General features: G+C 38.4%; 17 protein-coding genes. 4 read left to right on the top strand and 13 right to left on the bottom strand.

Annotated elements, in window-relative coordinates; all coding sequences use genetic code 11:
- The first annotated feature begins 63 nt into the window (after positions 1–63).
- Entirely contained in the window at positions 64–207 is a 144-nt protein-coding gene (locus tag JCM9140_RS22900) for a YjcZ family sporulation protein (protein ID WP_081727520.1), read from the top strand.
- Positions 208–264: 57 nt separating this feature from the next.
- Here JCM9140_RS22900 and JCM9140_RS01215 read toward each other — a convergent pair whose 3' ends face one another.
- From JCM9140_RS01215 to spoVK, 5 genes are all read right to left on the bottom strand, one after another.
- Positions 265–576, bottom strand: a complete 312-nt coding sequence (locus JCM9140_RS01215) for a YckD family protein (RefSeq protein ID WP_034741167.1) — start codon at positions 574–576, stop codon at positions 265–267.
- A 298-nt stretch (positions 577–874) separates the two neighbouring features.
- The gene (glnA, locus tag JCM9140_RS01210; protein WP_034741164.1) at positions 875–2,224 is read right to left on the bottom strand and encodes a type I glutamate--ammonia ligase; all 1,350 of its coding nucleotides are present in this window, start codon (positions 2,222–2,224) and stop codon (positions 875–877) included.
- 409 nt (positions 2,225–2,633) lie between these two features.
- Positions 2,634–3,875, bottom strand: a complete 1,242-nt coding sequence (locus JCM9140_RS01205; protein WP_034741160.1) for a methionine gamma-lyase family protein — start codon at positions 3,873–3,875, stop codon at positions 2,634–2,636.
- A gap of 7 nt (positions 3,876–3,882) precedes the next feature.
- Positions 3,883–5,175: a GTPase HflX gene (gene hflX / locus JCM9140_RS01200; RefSeq protein WP_156314701.1), complete on the bottom strand. Its 1,293-nt coding sequence runs from the start codon at positions 5,173–5,175 to the stop codon at positions 3,883–3,885.
- A gap of 124 nt (positions 5,176–5,299) precedes the next feature.
- Complete coding sequence (gene spoVK, locus JCM9140_RS01195) at positions 5,300–6,253, bottom strand: stage V sporulation protein K (protein ID WP_034741158.1); 954 nt, start codon at positions 6,251–6,253, stop codon at positions 5,300–5,302.
- Between the two features lie 293 nt (positions 6,254–6,546).
- Between spoVK and JCM9140_RS01190 the strand changes: the two genes are divergently transcribed.
- From JCM9140_RS01190 to JCM9140_RS24795, 3 genes are all read left to right on the top strand, one after another.
- Entirely contained in the window at positions 6,547–7,539 is a 993-nt protein-coding gene (locus JCM9140_RS01190) for a tyrosine-type recombinase/integrase (protein WP_034741155.1), read from the top strand.
- A gap of 163 nt (positions 7,540–7,702) precedes the next feature.
- Entirely contained in the window at positions 7,703–8,569 is an 867-nt protein-coding gene (locus JCM9140_RS01185; RefSeq protein WP_034741151.1) for a permease, read from the top strand.
- 15 nt (positions 8,570–8,584) lie between these two features.
- A complete protein-coding gene (locus JCM9140_RS24795; protein WP_268870544.1) occupies positions 8,585–8,707 on the top strand; it encodes a hypothetical protein in 123 nt (40 codons plus the stop codon).
- Positions 8,708–8,740: 33 nt separating this feature from the next.
- On the opposite strand, the gene hfq is transcribed toward JCM9140_RS24795, so the two are convergent.
- The 8 genes from hfq to miaB all read right to left on the bottom strand — a co-directional run bounded on the left by hfq (position 8,741) and on the right by miaB (position 18,639).
- A complete protein-coding gene (hfq, locus tag JCM9140_RS01180) occupies positions 8,741–8,974 on the bottom strand; it encodes an RNA chaperone Hfq (RefSeq protein WP_034741148.1) in 234 nt (77 codons plus the stop codon).
- Between the two features lie 30 nt (positions 8,975–9,004).
- Entirely contained in the window at positions 9,005–9,949 is a 945-nt protein-coding gene (gene miaA / locus JCM9140_RS01175; protein ID WP_034741144.1) for a tRNA (adenosine(37)-N6)-dimethylallyltransferase MiaA, read from the bottom strand.
- Positions 9,950–9,994: 45 nt separating this feature from the next.
- Positions 9,995–10,768 carry a class I SAM-dependent methyltransferase gene (locus JCM9140_RS01170; RefSeq protein ID WP_034741141.1) on the bottom strand — a complete coding sequence of 258 codons (774 nt, stop codon included), beginning with the start codon at positions 10,766–10,768 and terminating at the stop codon, positions 9,995–9,997.
- A gap of 236 nt (positions 10,769–11,004) precedes the next feature.
- Positions 11,005–12,909 carry a DNA mismatch repair endonuclease MutL gene (mutL, locus tag JCM9140_RS01165; protein ID WP_034741137.1) on the bottom strand — a complete coding sequence of 635 codons (1,905 nt, stop codon included), beginning with the start codon at positions 12,907–12,909 and terminating at the stop codon, positions 11,005–11,007.
- Positions 12,910–12,923: 14 nt separating this feature from the next.
- Positions 12,924–15,515 (bottom strand): DNA mismatch repair protein MutS, encoded by a 2,592-nt coding sequence (mutS, locus tag JCM9140_RS01160; RefSeq protein ID WP_034741134.1) that lies wholly within the window; start codon positions 15,513–15,515, stop codon positions 12,924–12,926.
- 140 nt (positions 15,516–15,655) lie between these two features.
- Complete coding sequence (locus tag JCM9140_RS01155) at positions 15,656–16,219, bottom strand: outer spore coat protein CotE (RefSeq protein WP_034741132.1); 564 nt, start codon at positions 16,217–16,219, stop codon at positions 15,656–15,658.
- Positions 16,220–16,597: 378 nt separating this feature from the next.
- Positions 16,598–17,029: a YlbF/YmcA family competence regulator gene (locus JCM9140_RS01150; protein ID WP_034741129.1), complete on the bottom strand. Its 432-nt coding sequence runs from the start codon at positions 17,027–17,029 to the stop codon at positions 16,598–16,600.
- A complete protein-coding gene (gene miaB / locus JCM9140_RS01145) occupies positions 17,029–18,639 on the bottom strand; it encodes a tRNA (N6-isopentenyl adenosine(37)-C2)-methylthiotransferase MiaB (RefSeq protein WP_034741126.1) in 1,611 nt (536 codons plus the stop codon). Before miaB ends, JCM9140_RS01150 begins: the two co-directional genes overlap by 1 nt.
- Positions 18,640–18,888: the final 249 nt, after the last annotated feature.

Here is an 18,888-nt window from a genome sequence, read left to right as displayed (position 1 = left end):
TGCATAGGCTAATGTATAGGTTTTACTTCTGTTTTAAGTCGAGTTATTTTAGAGGAGGTTTACATGAGTTATTATGGATATTTTGATGCTGGCTATGGATATGGGAACCCAGTTGTCCCGGTAAAAGAAAATAACTATTCGAACTTCATTCTCATTCTTGTCTTATTTATTTTGCTTCTCATCATCGGAGCGTATTTTGTTTTATAAACGTTTACTGTTTAATCAAAATAGGAACCAACATTCTTCATGTTGGTTCCTTTCTTCTTATTCACTCTGATGCTTGTTGTGCTTTTTATCCCATTTTGGAACAAAGTCATTTTCTTCTAGCATTTTGTAGTGCTTGTCCATGTGTTGAATAATCTTCTCACCTTTTTCTTTCGTAAACACTCCGTATTCAACGTACTTGTTAATAATCTCTTTCTTCTTTGCAAACGCATCTTTTTGTAGAGTCGCCATTTCTTCCTTTTGAACGTCCGTAAGCTTCACTTCTGAAACTTGTTCAGCCCCTGAAACAGCTGGCATAACCCCAACTGTTAATGAAGTAGCGATGCAAAGTCCAACGATTAATTTCTTCATCTGTCTCACTCCTTTTATTAATGTAACCTTATCGTGTGTTACATTAATAAAATTATCCTTTTTATGGAGTTATTACATGTTTTTTTAAGATTGTTATTCAAAAGAGGAGCGGTAAGATTCATCAAGCCTCTCTGACTTCTCACGCTGCCTTTTCATGGGGAGCCTGTAACAAATCGGACTCTCTTCTGACTTTTTCTACCTTTTTTTATAGACCAGCTTGTCAGAAGTTATCCTCTTTTCTGCCTTTTCACCGAAATAAAAAACCCTCAACACCAAAAGTGTCAAGGGTCCCTTCTTCTTAATAGTTCTGCATATACTGGTCACGTTCCCACGGATGTACTTGCGTACGGAACATATCCCACTCAATTTCTTTTGCTTCAACGAAGTTCTCAACTGCGTGCTCACCAAGAGCTTTAATTAGAACATCGTCTTTAACTAATGCATCGATTGCTTCTTTTAACGTAGCTGGAAGGTCGTTAATTCCTTCTTCAACACGCTCTTCCTTGCTCATGACATAGATGTTACGATCTGTTGCTGGTGGTGGAGACATCTTTTTCTTAACTCCATCTAGTCCAGCAGCTAGCATAACAGCCATTGCTAAGTATGGATTCGCAGCTGGGTCTGGGCTACGTACTTCAACACGTGTACTTACGCCACGAGAAGAAGGAATACGAATTAATGGACTACGGTTACGCATGGACCAAGCAACATAAACTGGTGCTTCGTATCCTGGAACTAAGCGCTTGTATGAGTTCACAATTGGATTCGTAATGGCTGTAAAGGCTTCTGCATGATCAAGGATTCCAGCTAAGAATTGCATAGCTGTTTCACTTAATTGGGATTCCGTTGATTCGTCAAAGAAAGCATTTCCTTCTTTTGTAAATAAAGACATATTACAATGCATCCCTGAACCGTTCACACCAAACAACGGTTTTGGCATAAATGTAGCGTGTAGACCGTGTTTACGTGCAATTGTTTTAACAACAAGCTTAAATGTTTGAATGTTGTCACAAGCCGTTACAGCGTCTGCATATTTAAAATCAATTTCGTGTTGACCAGGAGCTACTTCGTGATGTGATGCTTCGATATCAAAGCCCATATCTTCAAGCTCAAGTACGATATCACGACGGCAGTTTTCACCTAAATCCGTTGGAGCTAAGTCAAAATAACCACCTTTATCGTTTAATTCTAATGTAGGCTCACCATTCTCATCATTCTTAAATAAGAAGAATTCTGGCTCTGGTCCAATGTTAAATGCTGTGAAGCCCATTTTCTCAGCATCTTTTAAGACTCTTTTCAGAATGCCACGAGGATCCCCTGCAAAAGGAGTTGGTTCTTCACCTGGCTTGCCTGGTAGATACACATCACAAATTAAGCGTGCAACGCGACCTTTTTCAGGTGTCCATGGGAAGATTACCCATGTGTCAAGATCTGGATATAAATACATGTCAGACTCTTCAATTCGAACAAATCCTTCGATTGAAGATCCATCAAACATCATTTTATTATCCAAAGCTTTTGGAAGTTGGTTAACTGGAATTTCAACGTTTTTGATTGTACCTAGTAAATCAGAAAATTGAAGACGAATGTAACGTACATTTTCTTCTTCAGCAATTCGTAATACATCTTCTCTAGTGAATTTTGCCATTTTATGTACTCCCCTTTCGAACCTTACAATTTATAAAAACATGCCAGATTTGACATTGTTTCTCCTTCTTCAAAGCTCGCTCCGTTACGTTTAAGAAGCTATGTACAAGTAATCTATTCCAATATTAATGTTACTAGATGCTCTGTATACTGTCAACTCAATACGAAGGAGCAGAAAGGCTATCCTCTGCCTTTACACGAGGGCACTGAAAAAGGTGGTTTTTCCTTTTTCAGTGGCTTCCTAGCAATGTGCGGAGCCACTTCCATCTTTTTGAAAAGCCTGCTATGAGTGGTTTTCTCATAGAGGCGCGCAGTGCGCGAAGCCATTGCTACTTAATCGAGGCACTGAAAAAGTTGGTTTTTGCTTTTTCAGTGCCCTCCTTTTACACAGTTCTGTCACCCATTCAAATCTAGGTTGAGTCGATGGCTTGCAGAACGGCAATTTTCACATGTTCATATGTTAATCCTCCTTGGACGTAAGCAACGTAAGGAGGTCTAATCGGACCATCAGCTGTTAATTCAATACTTGCACCTTGAATAAAGGTCCCCGCTGCCATGATAACTGGATCATTGTATCCTGGCATTGGACTTGGTTGAGGGGAAACATGTGCATTTACAGGAGATGCAGCTTGAATAGATTGACAAAAAGCAATCATTTTCTCAGCTGAAGGAAACTGAACAGATTGGATCAAATCGGTTCTTCTTTCATCCCACTTTGGTGACGTACTCATCCCAATCTTCTCCAAGATGGCAGCTGTAAAAATAGCTCCTTTTAAAGCTTGCGAAACGACATGAGGAGCTAAGAAAAATCCTTGGTACATTTCAAGTAAGCTATAAAGGCTTGCTCCCCCTTCTGCACCTATCCCTGGTGCAGCTAACCGGTAGGAAGAGAGCTCTACAAGGTCTTTTCTTCCCACTAAATAACCACCTGTTTTGACGATTCCGCCACCTGGATTTTTAATTAACGAACCTGCTATTAAATCTGCTCCAACCTCACAAGGTTCTTCGGTCTCAACAAATTCACCGTAACAATTATCTACAAATACAATGACATCTTCTTTGATGGATTTTACAAACTGAATCATTTCTTTTATCTGTCCAACTGTGTATGACGGGCGTTGGCCATATCCTTTTGAACGCTGGATACCAATCATTTTTGTTTGATCGGTTATGCTTGAACGAATGCGCTCTTCATCAATCCAGCCTGATTCTAGTAATGGAACAGCTTCGTATCCGATTTGAAATTCTTTTAATGAGCCATTTCCATTGCCGCGTATTCCGACTATTTCTTCTAACGTGTCATACGGTTTACCTGTTATGTATAATAGCACATCGCCAGGTCTTAGCACACCAAATAATGCTGTAGCAATTGCATGTGTACCAGAAATGATTTGAGGGCGGACTAATGCCGCCTCTCCTCCAAATACTTGCGCATAAATTGATTCTAACGTATCACGACCAACATCATCATACCCATAACCTGTAGATGGCGTAAAATGAAAATCTGCTACTTGATGATCGCTAAATGCCTTCATGACCTTTGCTTGATTGTGAAGGGACACCGCTTCTATTTCTTGATGGTGTTCACTAATTTGTTTTTCAACTTCTGCTGTTATTGATTTAAGTGTGGTTTCATGCTTTAACTTCAACATTCCGTTTTTACTCCTCAACTGCAATCTTTGGTTCAATTATGGAACGAATAGCTAGTTCATGGCCTAAAGCAGTATCAGGAAGAACATACCCAAGGATCTCATAATGCTCCGTTTCTTCATTCCATTCCTGTTTTTTTATAACCGTTGATTCACGGCATCTGGACAACAGACTTCCCTCTTCTGCTTTTAATAATACATGGTATTCAGTCATCTGTTCCATTAGTTTATCTTCGATGGCTTCTTTTAGGCTCTTTAAATCTTCCTCGTCATAAGCACTAATTTCAATTGAATCCTCGTCATGACTTGGTATGAATTGCTCCGTTTTGATTTCACTTTTATTATAGACGACCAATCTTGGAATGTTCTCGGCATCTAATTCTTGAATCAGTTCTTTCACTGTACGTTCATGCTGCTCATAATCCGGATTGGAACTGTCCACTACATGTAACAATACATTCGCCCCTTGCAGCTCTTCTAAAGTAGATCGAAACGCTGCTACAAGCGTGGTCGGAAGATCTTGTATAAACCCAACCGTGTCAGACAAAAGAATATTCATTCCACTTGGGAGGTTAAATTGTCTAGTTGTTGGGTCCAGAGTAGCAAATAATTGATTTTCCTCAAGAGTTTCCACTTCTGCTAACCGATTTAATATCGTTGATTTTCCAGCGTTTGTATATCCAACAATCGCCACCTGAAATGCATCATTTTGTTTACGACGCTCTCTGTAGCGTTGACGATGACTTACGACCGCTTCTAATTGATGTTTAATTTCATCCATTCTCCTACGGATGTGTCTACGATCACTCTCAAGCTGGGTTTCCCCCGGACCTTTTGAACCAATCCCCCCTCCTTGCCTTGAAAGAGCTAAACCTTGTCCAGCAAGCCTTGGTAATAAATAGGATAACTGAGCTAATTCTACTTGAAGCTTACCTTCTCTTGAACGGGCACGCGCAGCAAAAATATCTAGGATTAATTGTGTTCGATCAATAACGGTTTTTTTCGTTCTTGTATGAACGTTTCGAATTTGGCTTGGAGAAAGTTCATCGTTAAAAATAATGGTGTCGACGTCTTTCTCATCTAAAAGCGCCTGTAACTCATCCACCTTTCCTTTGCCAATGTACGTTGAAGGCTCGGGTTTTTGACGCTTTTGTGTAATGGAACCAACAACCTGTCCTTTTGCGGTTTCGACTAAACTTTTTAATTCTTCCATAGAATGATCAAAAGCAAGATCATCCTGCTCAAACTGACAGCCGACAAGGACGACTGTTTCTGTTTCGTTATGATTGATCTCAAGCAACACTATCCACTTCCTTTAAATTCGTCTTACTGTTATGTTATCCACTCACTATGTTCATACGCATCATATCACGAACTACAAAAAAATAGAAAGAAGCCATTCATGGAATGGCCTCTTTTTAGACGTATTAATTCAATTTCACATGGGAAGATTGAAATTTAAAGTCTTCTCGTTTCATCGTTAGTAAAGAATCGCGGTTGAACACATTTTCTCTTAACAGACGAACAGCCTGCATGCGAATAGCCTCTTCGATAATATTTCTTATATATCTACCATTACTAAAAGTTTGTTCTTGTTCGGTCCTAATTTTCCTTATATGTTCGCGAATATGAATTTCCCCTTCTGTTGTTAGTTCATATTCTCGCTCCGTTAGCATCCTTTTCACCATTTCCATTAGTTGATCCGTTGTATAATTGGGAAAATCAATGGCAATCGGAAAACGGGAAGGAAGGCCTGGGTTCAGGGATAAGAAATATTCCATTTCTTTCGAATATCCTGCCAGTATTAAAACAAAATCATGTTGATGATCTTCCATCGCTTTGACTAACGTATCAATGGCTTCCTTGCCAAAATCCTTCTCTCCACCTCTTGCTAGTGAATAAGCCTCATCTACAAACAGTACCCCGCCACTAGCTTTTTTTAAGACATCTCGTGTTTTTTGGGCTGTATGCCCAATATATTCTCCAACTAAGTCTGCCCTTTCGACTTCCATAAAATGCCCTTTTGCTAATACCCCCATTTGGTGAAGAAAATCTGCAATAATCCGGGCAACAGTCGTTTTCCCAGTACCTGGGTTTCCTTTAAAAATCATATGGAGAACTTGCTTACTGGCTTTCAATCCTACTTCTTCTCGACGTTGATTAATAAAAATCCAAGCATAAATTTCATTCACAAGACGTTTTATTTCCTCTAAGCCTACATACTCTTCTAGTTTCTTCTCAAACCTAATTAAAATGTCGTGTTCTTCTTTCTCTTGCTCTGTTTGAAAAAGGGATTCATTTTTGCCCATTTTTTCAATCGGTTTATGGTTTAATACAACATTAATACGCCCTCTTTTTTTGGAGTTAACCGGGTTACTCATGATGCACACCCCTTTGCTGTCCGTTTAAACACCAACGTTTGTATACTATACGCAAAATAGGCGAACATGTGACAATCGCCTACCTAGCTTTTCCTATTAAATTGTTCCTTTCATCTCTTACATCATACGCACTGAGATAACGAAGGATTACAATTTTTCTGATGAAGAAAGGATTGAACCGGAAAGGCTTTAGAATGAAGCATGTATTGAATAGCTTAAAATTTCCAAAGATTCTTGCAGGAAAAGATGTACAATTCATCAAATAGTATCCATATGGGAAGGGAGGAACCATAATGGAATATTTGTTACCTTCATTCATTGGAAACTATCTTGATGATTTAGCCGCAAAAGGAAGAAAGGCATCTACGATTAAACGTTATATGTATGATCTGAATGATTTTTCTTATTGGCTCCATAAAGAACGATCGACTACGGAAGAAATTAATTGGAAATCGATCACAAAAGAAGAACTTGACCTATTCTTTCACGAACTATTGGAAGTAAGAGGTTATCATGTACGAACAATTAGACGAATTCATAGTGTCTTACGCCAAGTGTATCAATACCAAAAATCCGTAGGTCAAAGTGAACTAAGTCCCATTATTGACATTTCTCCTCCGGAACTTTTATCTGGTCCATTAGATGAAACAGACTGGGTACAGCACAAAGAACAAATACAATTGCTCGCGTCAATATCATCTACTAAAGGCTTATCAGAACAACAACTAGAAGTTTTTTCATTTTATAAAGCCCGGAACGAATTTATCGTTCGATTGTTTTTGAATTATGGTTTAACTCTACAAGAAGTCCATCAACTTTCAATGAGAGATATCAAATTTGAACGAAACGAAATATATATTAAAGAGGATGATCGACTCATTTTGTTAGAAGAAGAACACAAACTTCTAGCTTATTCTTACTTCAAGACAATTCCAGAGCCAGTAAGACCCCGTTTTTACAGTGAAGATCCATTTATCGTTTCATTTGATTTTAAAAGAAAAACGTACCACTGGTCTTATGAAGATGACCAACCAAAACGGATGTCGATGATTGCCATTCAGAAAATGGTTCGAATGGAAGTAAAACGAGCACAATTGCGAAAAGGCATTAGCGCTCAAACGCTTAGAAATACATTTATACTTGCTACACTGTTACATGGTAGAACTCCAGAACAATTAATTCAATGGATTGGATATACATCACCATTATCTATGAATCGTTATATTTATACTGTTCAATCGGTTACAACTGAACAGAAACAACGTTTACTAGCGGGAACAGGTTAATCCCGCTTTTGTTTTTGCAATTAAATCAATTTTTTTTGATTTAGCAATTGACACATGAAAATTTTGGATATATGATAAACGCATCAAAATAACTTGATATAAAGTGAGTTGATTGTTTTTTCTCCTTTATATCAAAAATTATTGATATAAAGGAGAAAAGCATATGTGGGCTGAGTTCATACAAAGTTTTTTGTTCATTGCTCTAGAGCTACTATTTTTGTTTGTCGTCATTTCTTTTGTCATAAACCTCCTTCAAGGCTATATTCCATTAGAAAAAATAGAGAATCAACTTAATGGGTCTAATAAGCTTCTAGCTTCAATGGCTGCCATATTATTCGCTTTTATCACACCATTTTGCTCTTGTTCAACGATTCCTATCGTTGTGACGATGCTTCAAAAAAAATTACCTTTTCAAATTGTTATGACGTTTCTTTTTGCTTCCCCCCTTCTTGATCCTACTATTCTAACGATTATGGGTTTTGTTCTAGGATGGAAGGTAACAATCATGTATTCGCTCATTACTATTTTGTTTTGTCTAACAATCGGTTTCGTCCTTCAATTTCTCGGATTTAAAAAATATGTAAAACATATTGGGGTGACGGGATATGAACAAAAGAAATCAAAAGTTGGCTTTAAAGCTGCTTGGAAAGAAGCTTTTGATTTAGTTAGAAGTGTATTTCCTTATGTTGTAATTGGGGCAGCCCTTGGAGCGGTGATTCATCATGCTGTTCCAACCGAATGGGTGGCAACTCTTTTTGGGGAAGATCACTGGTGGCTGATTCCTATAGCAGCCATAATTGGGATTCCTCTTTACATTCGACTTTCTAGTATGATTCCTATTTCACAAATACTCATTTTAAAAGGAATGGCGCTTGGACCCGTAATGGCTATGTTAATTAGTTCTGCTGGTGCAAGTATGCCTGAAGTGGTTTTGCTTCAATCTATTTTCAAAAAAGAATTAGTGGGCGCCTTTGTTCTATCGGTTGTTTCCATGTCCACCGTTTCTGGCTTTATTTTTTACTTACTTTAAGAAGGAGGTGAAATCATGTTGTCATTTTTCAAAAAGAAATCAAGCTGCTGCACCCTTAAAATTGAAGAAGTAAAAGAATCTTGCTGCTTACCGAAAAAAGAAGAATCAACACCGCCACAAACTAGCAATCAATCATAAAAAAAGCGCCTTTGCCAAGGCGCATTTTCCTTTTTATTCTAATTCCTCTGATTTTAGCTGTACATTCCGTTGTGGAGCAAACGTAGAAATGGCATGCTTGTACACGAGTTGCTGTTTTCCCTCTGTTTCTAAAATAACCGTAAAGTTGTCAAACCCTTTAATTAAGCCACGGATTTGAAATCCATTCGTTAAGAAAACAGTAACAGAAATGTTATCTTTACGTAATTGATTTAAAAATTGATCTTGAATATTAATTGGTTGCTTCATCGGGGTGTCCTCCTCTAATTGACTATCTCTTTATTTCGATATAAATGTCAATTTCCCTTCAATAAAATTACAAATTTCTTCGAAAGTTTGATCGTTTAATCCTTTTGTCGTGTCAAACCACGTAGCATCTGTTTTATTACGAAACCACGTTAACTGTCTTTTGGCGTAACGCCTTGAATTTTGCTTTAACATCATAATGGCTTCTTCCAAAGAACAGTGCCCTTCAAAATAGTGATACAACTCTTTATAACCAATGGCTTGAACCGACTGACAATTTCTCACACCCGATTCATATAATGATTTAGCTTCATGCAATAAACCTTGCTCCATCATAAGATCAACCCGCTTATTGATCCGTTCGTAAAGCATGTCCCGTTCCATCGTTAACCCGATAAACGCTAATGAATATGGGGATTCAGACTGTTCATCATTTTGTTGCTCCGAGAAAGGGATCCCTGTAACATGCGTCACTTCAAGCGCCCGTATAACCCGTCTAACATTATTAGGATGTATATGTTCGGCTGATTTTGGGTCGACTTCTTTTAACTTATTATGTAATGATTCATTTCCAACTTTTTCAGCTAACTGTTCCAATTCTGTTCTGTATTCAACATCAGTGGGAATTTCATCGAACTGATATTTCTTTGTAATAGCATTCACATACAAACCAGTTCCACCTACTAACATTGGTACTTTACCCTCTTGGTTCATTTGAGAAATAAGGGGGATACACCTTTCTTGGAAATCAGCGACGGAAAACGAATCTTTTGGATGCAAGATGTCAATTAAATGATGAGGGACTCCTTCCTGTTCAGCCACCGTTACCTTAGCTGTTCCGATATCCATCCCTTTATACACTTGCATCGAGTCTCCACTAATGACTTCTCCTTGATACTTCTTTGCTAGATTGATGCTTAATGCCGTTTTACCTACCGCTGTTGGACCAACAATAACAATTAGCTGTTCTTTCTTCATCTTTTCCCTATTCCTTTCAGTTCAAACGTACATGTGCGGATTATTTTAAATTGAAATGAATCCATAGTGAAAGGCGGCATGTTGCCTTTTCATGACCTGAAACCCCAACCGCTTAAATCTTTCACTGCTATAATGATCTTTTAAAACGACACGTGATTTTGCTACTCGAATCGCTTCATTCATAATTTGTTCAGTTAAGTCATCGTGACAGGCAAACTGTTTTAAAGCTTTAATTCCAGTGGAGTCCGCTATATGTTGTTCAAACATGGGATCAAAATAGACAACATCATACGAATGATCAGCTAAACCTTTTAAGTAATCTTTGTGGTGAGCATGGATCACTTCAATTCTTCTCATCGCATCCAGCATAACAGCCCCACCATCCTGCCAGTTCAAAAGTCCGTGCCGAACAATACTCGCAAGTACTTGATTAGCCTCTAATCCTGTGACATGCCCACTCTTTCCTACAGCCATTTGTGCAACCAAACTATCAGAGGCTAATCCTAACGTGCAATCAAGAAAAGACATTCCCTCCGAAAGATTAGCCGTTGCTACTAACGGATCATAATTTGTTTTCTGAAATTGCTTTACTCGAAACATAGCAGAGTTAGGATGATAAAAAAAGGGTTCTCCCCCATTTTTTGAGTAGAGGGTTACTTTACCTTTTCCAACTACAAGCACATCTTCCTTATAAAATTCAATTAAATCTTGAACAGACATTTCATTTCTTTTAATAAACTGACTGTCTAATTCCGAACTAAAAATGTGCGCTTTACCCTCTAGTTCGTCTGCACGTTTTCTTGCAGTTGTTATAATCATTTGTCGTATCCCCTATGTAGATCTAATACTTCATATTCGCTCAACGCTTCGATTTCCAAGAAAAAGGTAAAGTGCGACCTTTTCTCCTTACTTGTGCAAACATCTTTGCGTTGGCTTCACTCGCCGTGCGCCTTTTAGGAGAAGACCGCTCCTAAATGGCTTAAAAGCTAACGGCGGCTTCGCTCAACGCTTCGAGTTCAAAGAAAAAGGTAAAGTGCGACCTTTTTCTTTGAACTCTACATCACTCGTTTAAACATTTTTTCTAGTGCGTAGGTTGAGAAGTGGACGAGGATGGGGCGGCCGTGTGGGCAGGTGAAGGGATCACTGCTTTTTCTGAGTGATTCGAGCAGTGCAAACATTTCGTCTTGTCTGAGATGACGATTTGCTTTTATTGCTGCTTTACAAGACATTAAAATCGCAGCTTCCTCCCTTAGTTTGCCTAAATTGACCTTTCGATGCTCTAATAAATAATCAATGATTTCACGAATCGTTTCTTCCTCATAGCCCTTTGGTAACCATACTGGATGTGAACGTATAACAAATGCTTGTTTTCCGAATTGTTCCGGAAACACTCCTACGGCATGAAGCTCGTCGATATGTTCGTTGATCAATGCAAATTCTTGTACAGTACATTCTAGTGTAAGTGGAACAAGAAGTTCTTGAACTTGTGGACTCACTTCAGCCACTTTATCTCTAAAAAATTCATACTTTACTCGCTCTTGGGCTGCATGTTGATCAATTAAATACATTCCTGTCTCATTTTGTGCAATTATATACGTCCCATGCATTTGACCAACAGGATAAAGGACTGGTACTCGGTCATGATTCTTTTCTTGTTCGTCTTCTAGATTTTCAACTTCTTCATCACTTTCCTCGATTTGATCTTCCTCAACTGTTACCGTATTTTCATTCATACTCCAAGTATGACTTTGTTTGGGAATAAGTTCATTGAATGAATTAGGTTTCATTTCTTCATCATTGATGCTTATTTTAGAAGACACAGTCTCTTCGGACCATCCTTCCTTTTCTTTTACTTGCAGTCCGACACTCACATCCTGTTTCAATGGCGCAGGCGTTTCAAAATCAAAGGAAACTTGTTCGCTTTGAACACTTGCAAAATTCGTTCGTTTTCTCGTATCCGCTTCAGGAATTAACGATTCCGTTTCAAAAGCTTGTTTAATAGAACTTGTAATCAGTTGACCTAGTTCATCTTCTTTGCTTAAACGCACTTCTAATTTAGATGGATGAACATTAACATCAATTAATTTCGGATCCATTTTTATTGATAGAACAACTAGTGGGTAACGTCCAATCGGCAACAATGTATGATACCCATCTTGAATAGCTCTAGCAAGAGCATAATTCCGAATATACCTACCATTTACGAAAATAGACATATACTGTCTAGAGGCTCTCGTTAACTCAGGTAAAGCTACAAATCCATTAATTTCATAATCTAAAGACTGACCTTCAATCGGCTTTACTTTTTTGGCGACATTTCTTCCGTAAATAGAAGCAATCACTTGTCGCACATCCCCATTGCCTGAGGTTTTTAATACTTCTTTGCCGTGATGTGAATATTCAAATGCAACATCTGGATGAGCTAAAGCAAGACGATTCATGATGTCACTAACATTCCCAGCTTCTGTATGAACGGTTTTTAAATATTTCAATCGTGCTGGTGTATTGTAAAAGAGATTCGTAACCGTAATCTCTGTCCCTTTCCGGGCCTTCGCAGCCTTCTTATGTTTGATTACACCGCCTTCTAACGTAATTTCTGTCCCTGGACCATCTCCCGTACTTGTCGTTAACGTAACATGAGCGACAGAAGCTATACTCGGCAGTGCCTCTCCCCGGAAACCTAACGTTCCAATTTGAAACAAATCACGATCTGTTCGAATTTTACTCGTTGCATGACGATAAAAGGCCGTCTCAACATCCTCTTCATCAATTCCATCACCGTTATCAACAATTCGAATTGACGATAGACCACCTTCATCGATTTCTACAACAATGCGTGTGCTATTGGCATCTAGCGCATTTTCCACTAATTCTTTTACAATTGAGGCAGGACGTTCGACAACTTCACCTGCAGCAATTTTATTAGATAACGCATCATCAAGCTTTATGATTTTTGTCATCGAACCATCCTTTCTTATTTTAGTAAGCGTTGAAGTTCATTCACGAACTGAATGGCTTCTATCGGTGTCATATGGAGAACGTCTTTTTTGACAAGTTTCTTTAATACTTTTTCTTCTTGTCCTGAAAATACAGAAGACTCCTCTTTGACTGTTTCTTCTACTTCCCCAAACAATGATAATTGCAGATCTGGTTCAGGTTTGGATGATGAGAAAGTCGCTTTCGTAGCTACTGTTCCTTCTTCAAATTGCTTAAGCAATGCTTCGGCACGCTCCGTAACTTGAGAAGGCAACTCTGCTAATTCTGCTACATAAATTCCATAACTTCGATCAGCTTGTCCATCCACTACTTTATGCAAAAAGACAACCGTTCCGTTTTCTTCAACAGCTGATACGTGAACATTTTGTAAGTCAGCTAATTCTTGATCTAATTGAGTCAACTCATGATAGTGAGTCGAGAAAAGGGTTTTAGCTCTAATTGTATCATGAATGTATTCGATAATAGCTTGAGCTAAGGCCATTCCATCATAAGTCGATGTCCCTCGTCCTATTTCATCCAGTAAGATCAGACTATTTTCTGTTGCCTTTGTTAGGGCATACCGCGTTTCAAGCATCTCTACCATAAATGTACTCTGACCACTTGCAAGGTCATCTGCTGCACCAATTCGAGTAAAAACTTGATCAAAGATTGGCATTTTACAAGATGTTGCTGGAACATAACATCCAATTTGAGCCATAACAGCAAGCAAAGCTAACTGACGCATATAAGTACTTTTCCCTGCCATATTAGGCCCGGTAATTAGTAGCATTTCTCGTCCTTTCGTCATCTGAACATCATTGGCAACATATTGGCCTTTTTCAATCACTGTTTCCACAACAGGATGACGACCATCGACGATCGCGATCTCTCTTTGTTTTGAAAACGTTGGTTTTACATAATGACGCTGTTCACTGACTGTAGCAAATCCTGCTAACACATCGATTTCACTAATAGAATGAGCGAATGTTTGGATAGACTGTAAATAATGTTTCGCCTCTTCTCGAACTTGAACGAACAAATCATATTCTAGCTGTTCCATTTTTTCTTCTGCTTCTAAAATGAGTGCTTCTTTTTCTTTTAATTCAGGAGTAACGTAACGCTCTGCATTCGTTAGCGTTTGTTTTCGCTCATACCGTCCTTCAGGTAATAAATGAATGTTGGCTCTTGTTACTTCAATATAATAGCCAAATACTTTGTTGAAACCGATTTTTAATGTACGAATTCCTGTTTCCTGTCGCTCTTTTTGCTCCAGTTCAGCAATCCACTGTTTTCCGTTTTTACTTGCATCCCGGTACGTATCTAATTCTTCATGGTAACCAGGACGAATCATTCCTCCATCCGTAACAGAAATAGGAGGATCGTCTACTAAGCTACGATTTAAAAGTTGTATTAACTCACCAACCTGCTCTTCTTCAGAAAACCAGCGCTCAATAGAAGTTGGGGCCATTTTGGCTACCAGTTCTTTTATGAATGGGATTTTTTCTAACGAACGTTTCAACTGGACAAGTTCACGAGCATTCACACTTCCATAAGCAATTCTCCCAGCCAGTCTTTCAAGGTCATATACTTGCCTTAACTCATCACGAAGTTCTTCCCTCTCAAAATAAGCTTCAAGGAAAGACGTTACTAGTTCCAGTCTCTCTTCTATCGCATTTTCATCGATTAAAGGTCGTTCCAACCAGTTCTTAACCAGTCTCCCACCCATTGCCGTTACCGTCTGATCGACAATGGAAAGCAACGAACCAGCCTTCTTCTTCTCTCTAAGTGATTCTGTTAGCTCAAGGTTTCTTTTCGTGTGGGTATCCATTTTCATAAAAGAGTCAACATGGTAGTGAGTGACTTTTTGTAAATGCTGTAACGAACGCTTTTGTGTTCTAATTAAATATTGCAATAATCTAGCAAAACTTGTGATTAGTTTATCAGACTCCAACTTCTCACAAAGATGCATGTATTCGTGATCCATCTCTATATTGTCTTCATACGAAATGGTAACAGGACACCTTTCTAATATACGCTTCATGATTTTCTCATCAATGGTTGATGCAACGACTAATTCCTTAGTTCCTGAACTCGCAATATCATGGATCACATCTTCAAGAGTATCACCAATGAATGTTACGGCAGATTCACCAGTTGTTAAATCGGTTCGAGCAAGGCCAAACGTTTGATCGTCAAATAACGTTAACGCAACCAAGTAATTGTTTTCTTTCTCTTTAATAACATTTCCACTCATCATCGTACCAGGTGTAAGCATCTTTACCACTTCGCGTTTCACAACACCTTTTGCCACTTTCGGATCTTCTACTTGCTCACATAAAGCAATTTTATAGCCTTTTTCAATTAGGCGTGACATGTACTGATCAGCCGAATGATAAGGGACACCACACATCGGAATTCGGTCGTCTCCTTGGCCTCTTCCAGTTAGTGTTATCTCTAGCTCTTGGGCTGCCAATTTGGCATCTTCATAAAACAATTCATAGAAATCTCCAAGACGAAAGAATAAAAAGGCATCTTGATGCTGTGCCTTTATTTCTAAATATTGTTTCATCATAGGGGTAATTTGTGCCATCTTTTTCCTCCACCGTACTATAATTAATACGGTTTATTATATCATAGCCACTATCATTCTCGCATTAGGGAGTCTTTTACTAAAAACCTAGTGAGAAAAACAAAAAATGAGAGCAAGCTCCATTAGCTTGCTCTCACGTCTTATTTATCAAATTCACTGTGTAAGAAATTTGGATCAAGACGTTCATACTCTTCATCACTTACATCGTCAGCAGCTGCTGTAACTGGAAAGTCCTCTATTAGCCCATCAGGATTAACAGCTACCGCCACTTTTGTTTCCCCAATGCATTCAACAAGAAATTCTCTTTCTACTTGGACATCTACATTTGCACCATTTTCTGAAATCGTCGCCTCTAGCGTATTCGGTTGCTGGACAGCGCGTGCAATAACATCCATTTCTTCTGATAAAACATTCTCGTCTTGCATCGAAAGCGGAATCGCATCAGAATAAGTAACAGTTTGCGTTGCAACATCTGTTTTCGTATTTTTGTTATACGAGAACCAAACGTTAATATCGTAGCTTCCTTGCACCACTACAGAGTCGCCCTTTTTCTCTGCCGAGTACTTATGGTTGATAATCCAACAGCCTAGAATGCTTGACGGTCTGTGTGAAGGGCTAATCGTATGAGTTGCTTCTGAAAACTTACGACCTTTTCCACATACCGCTTTTGTAATAATTTCACGATAGTTAAATTCTTGAGACATGAAACAAAACCCTCCTCTTTCTCATATCATATCGAGTTGTCGGTCGCTCGTGTCGGCTCGTCGTGCCTAATTCGCTCCGCCAAATGCTTCACTGTCATCCTATGCAGGGCGAATAACCAATGTGCGAAAAAAGATTAAAAGATGATAGCAAAGCGTTATCCTTATCACGATATGATGAGTTTGCAAAGTTTAGTACATCAATCGAGAAAAGTTCGATAATCCTTTGATTATCGGATTTTCATAGAAAATAAAAAAGCAAATGGACGGAATGATGTAAGAAATAGTTCTAAATTATGTATATGTTAAAACTTCAATTTATGACCTAAAATACAAAAAAAGATCTATTCGTTTTGAATAGATCTCTTTTGTGTTAGTCGCTTATTGTTGACATCCACCATCAAAATAAGGATTTTTTGTTGTTGTTCCTTTTAATAAGTCCCCACCCATTGACGTGATGATTTCATCCGTAACCGTCTTAGAAATGGTATTGGAAACCATTTGAAGCAGCTCATTCACTTCTACTTGGCTTGATTTAAATTCTTGCACTAAAGGAATAGAATCCACCTCTTCAAGAAGTGCATTAATCTTTGTTTCCACTTCTTTTAACGCTTCTGTTTTTCCGTAATGTTGAAGATTTACTGCTTCCTTTTGCAATTTCTTAATTTGAGCAATTAACTCTTGAACTCGTAAGTGCTCATTAATTTGCTTTTCCGCCCGTTTAAAGAAATCAACTTCTTCTGTTTCAACCATCATTTTTGCTAATTCTCTTGCTTTTGCTCGAATATCTTCTCTTGTATAAGTTGCTCCCATTAGTTCCTAACCTCCGCCATTTCAACCATTTCTCCATTTAGTGACCATGTTTTTGCTTCTGTCACTTTCACATATACAATTTCCCCAATTACTGATTTCGGTGCTCTAAAATTCACCAAACGATTCGTTCTTGTTCGGCCTGCTAACACATCAGGGTTTTTCTTGCTTTCTCCTTCAACGAGTACTTCTACAATTTGATCTTGGTAATCAAGATTCTTCTTCGCTGAAATTTCATTGACGAGGGCATTCAGTCGACCTAAACGCTCACGCTTCACTTCCATTGGTACGTTATCCTTCATTTTTGCAGCTGGTGTTCCTTCACGTGGAGAGTAGATATATGTGTATGCACTATCAAACTCAATCTCACGAACAAGTGAAAGTGTTTCTTCAAACTGCTCTTCCGTTTCATTCGGGAAACCAACGATTAAATCCGTCGTGAAAGATGCATTTGGAATCGCCATTTTTATTTTGTGAGCAAGCTCTAAATAACGCTCACGTGTATACTTTCGAGCCATTAGTTTCAAAATCTCTGAGCTACCATGCTGAACTGGTAGATGAATGTGTTCTACTAAGTTCCCACCTTTTGATAACACTGAAATTAAATAATCATCAAAGTCTCTCGGATGGCTCGTCGTAAAGCGAACTCGCGGAATATCAATTTTGTGAATTTCATCCATCAAATGACCTAAGCCATATTCCTTGCCTTCAAGGTCTTTCCCATATGCATTCACATTCTGACCTAGTAAAGTGATCTCCTTATACCCTTGTCTTGCTAGATCACGTACTTCAGCAATGATATCTTCCGGAAGACGACTACGTTCTTTCCCGCGTGTATATGGAACGATGCAATACGTACAGAATTTATCACAGCCATACATAATGTTTACCCAAGCTTGTGTTTTCCCTTGACGAGCTCGCGGCATATTTTCAACAATGTCGCCCTCTTTCGACCAAACTTCAACAACCATTTCTTTACCATAAATAGCGTTTCTTAAAAGTTCTGGTAGACGGTGAATGTTATGTGTACCGAAGATTAAATCAATGTGCTGATGTTTTTGCATAATTCGATTTACAACTGATTCTTCTTGTGACATACAGCCACAAACACCAACGATCAATTCTGGTCGTTCCACTTTTAATGCTTTTAAGTGACCAATTTCTCCAAACACTTTGTTTTCAGCATTTTCACGGATCGCACATGTATTTAATAAAATAACATCGGCTTCCATTGTTTCCTCTGTCGATTCAAAGCCCATTTCAAGCAACAATCCAGCCATGTTTTCAGAGTCATGTGTGTTCATCTGACAGCCGTATGTTCGAATTAAAAATTTCTTTCCATTGCCAATTCCTTTCATTTCTTCAGGAATTAGACTATCAGGTCTTATAACTTGTACATCCTCTTTTCCACGACGCTTTCCCTGCTTGTAATCCGGTTGATCATAAATGGAAATTTCTCTTCCCTCAATACGAATGACCTTTTTGTTTTCTTCTTCAGAAATGACTTTGGCATTGGAGAAATCGAAGTATTTGCTATAATCTTTCTTTGTTTCTTTCTTCTCTATCGGATTTTCTGTATTTCCTAAACGTCCTAAACGTTGATCTTCATTCATCTCTATAACTCCTTCCAACAAGCTTTTCCAACAAACAAATAGAAAGCCCACAAAACGTGAGCGAAATTTTGTGCATAGTTTCCTTTATACATTATACGTGTAACTTTCAAGAAACTCAATCAATCTTGTTTGTCTATCTTTTAACAAGTCCGTACGTAATTGGAAAATCTCAAAGTTATCGCAAAAAGACCAAAAGGGAAAACCACCCTTTTTTTATCTAACCCTGCGATGGCTTCTCTCTCTGCGCGT

This window comes from Halalkalibacter wakoensis JCM 9140, from assembly GCF_000513095.1.
Lineage (GTDB): Bacteria > Bacillota > Bacilli > Bacillales > Bacillaceae_D > Halalkalibacter > Halalkalibacter wakoensis.
Note: the sequence above shows the minus strand (reverse complement) of the source record. Positions and strands in the feature narration are given on the sequence as shown.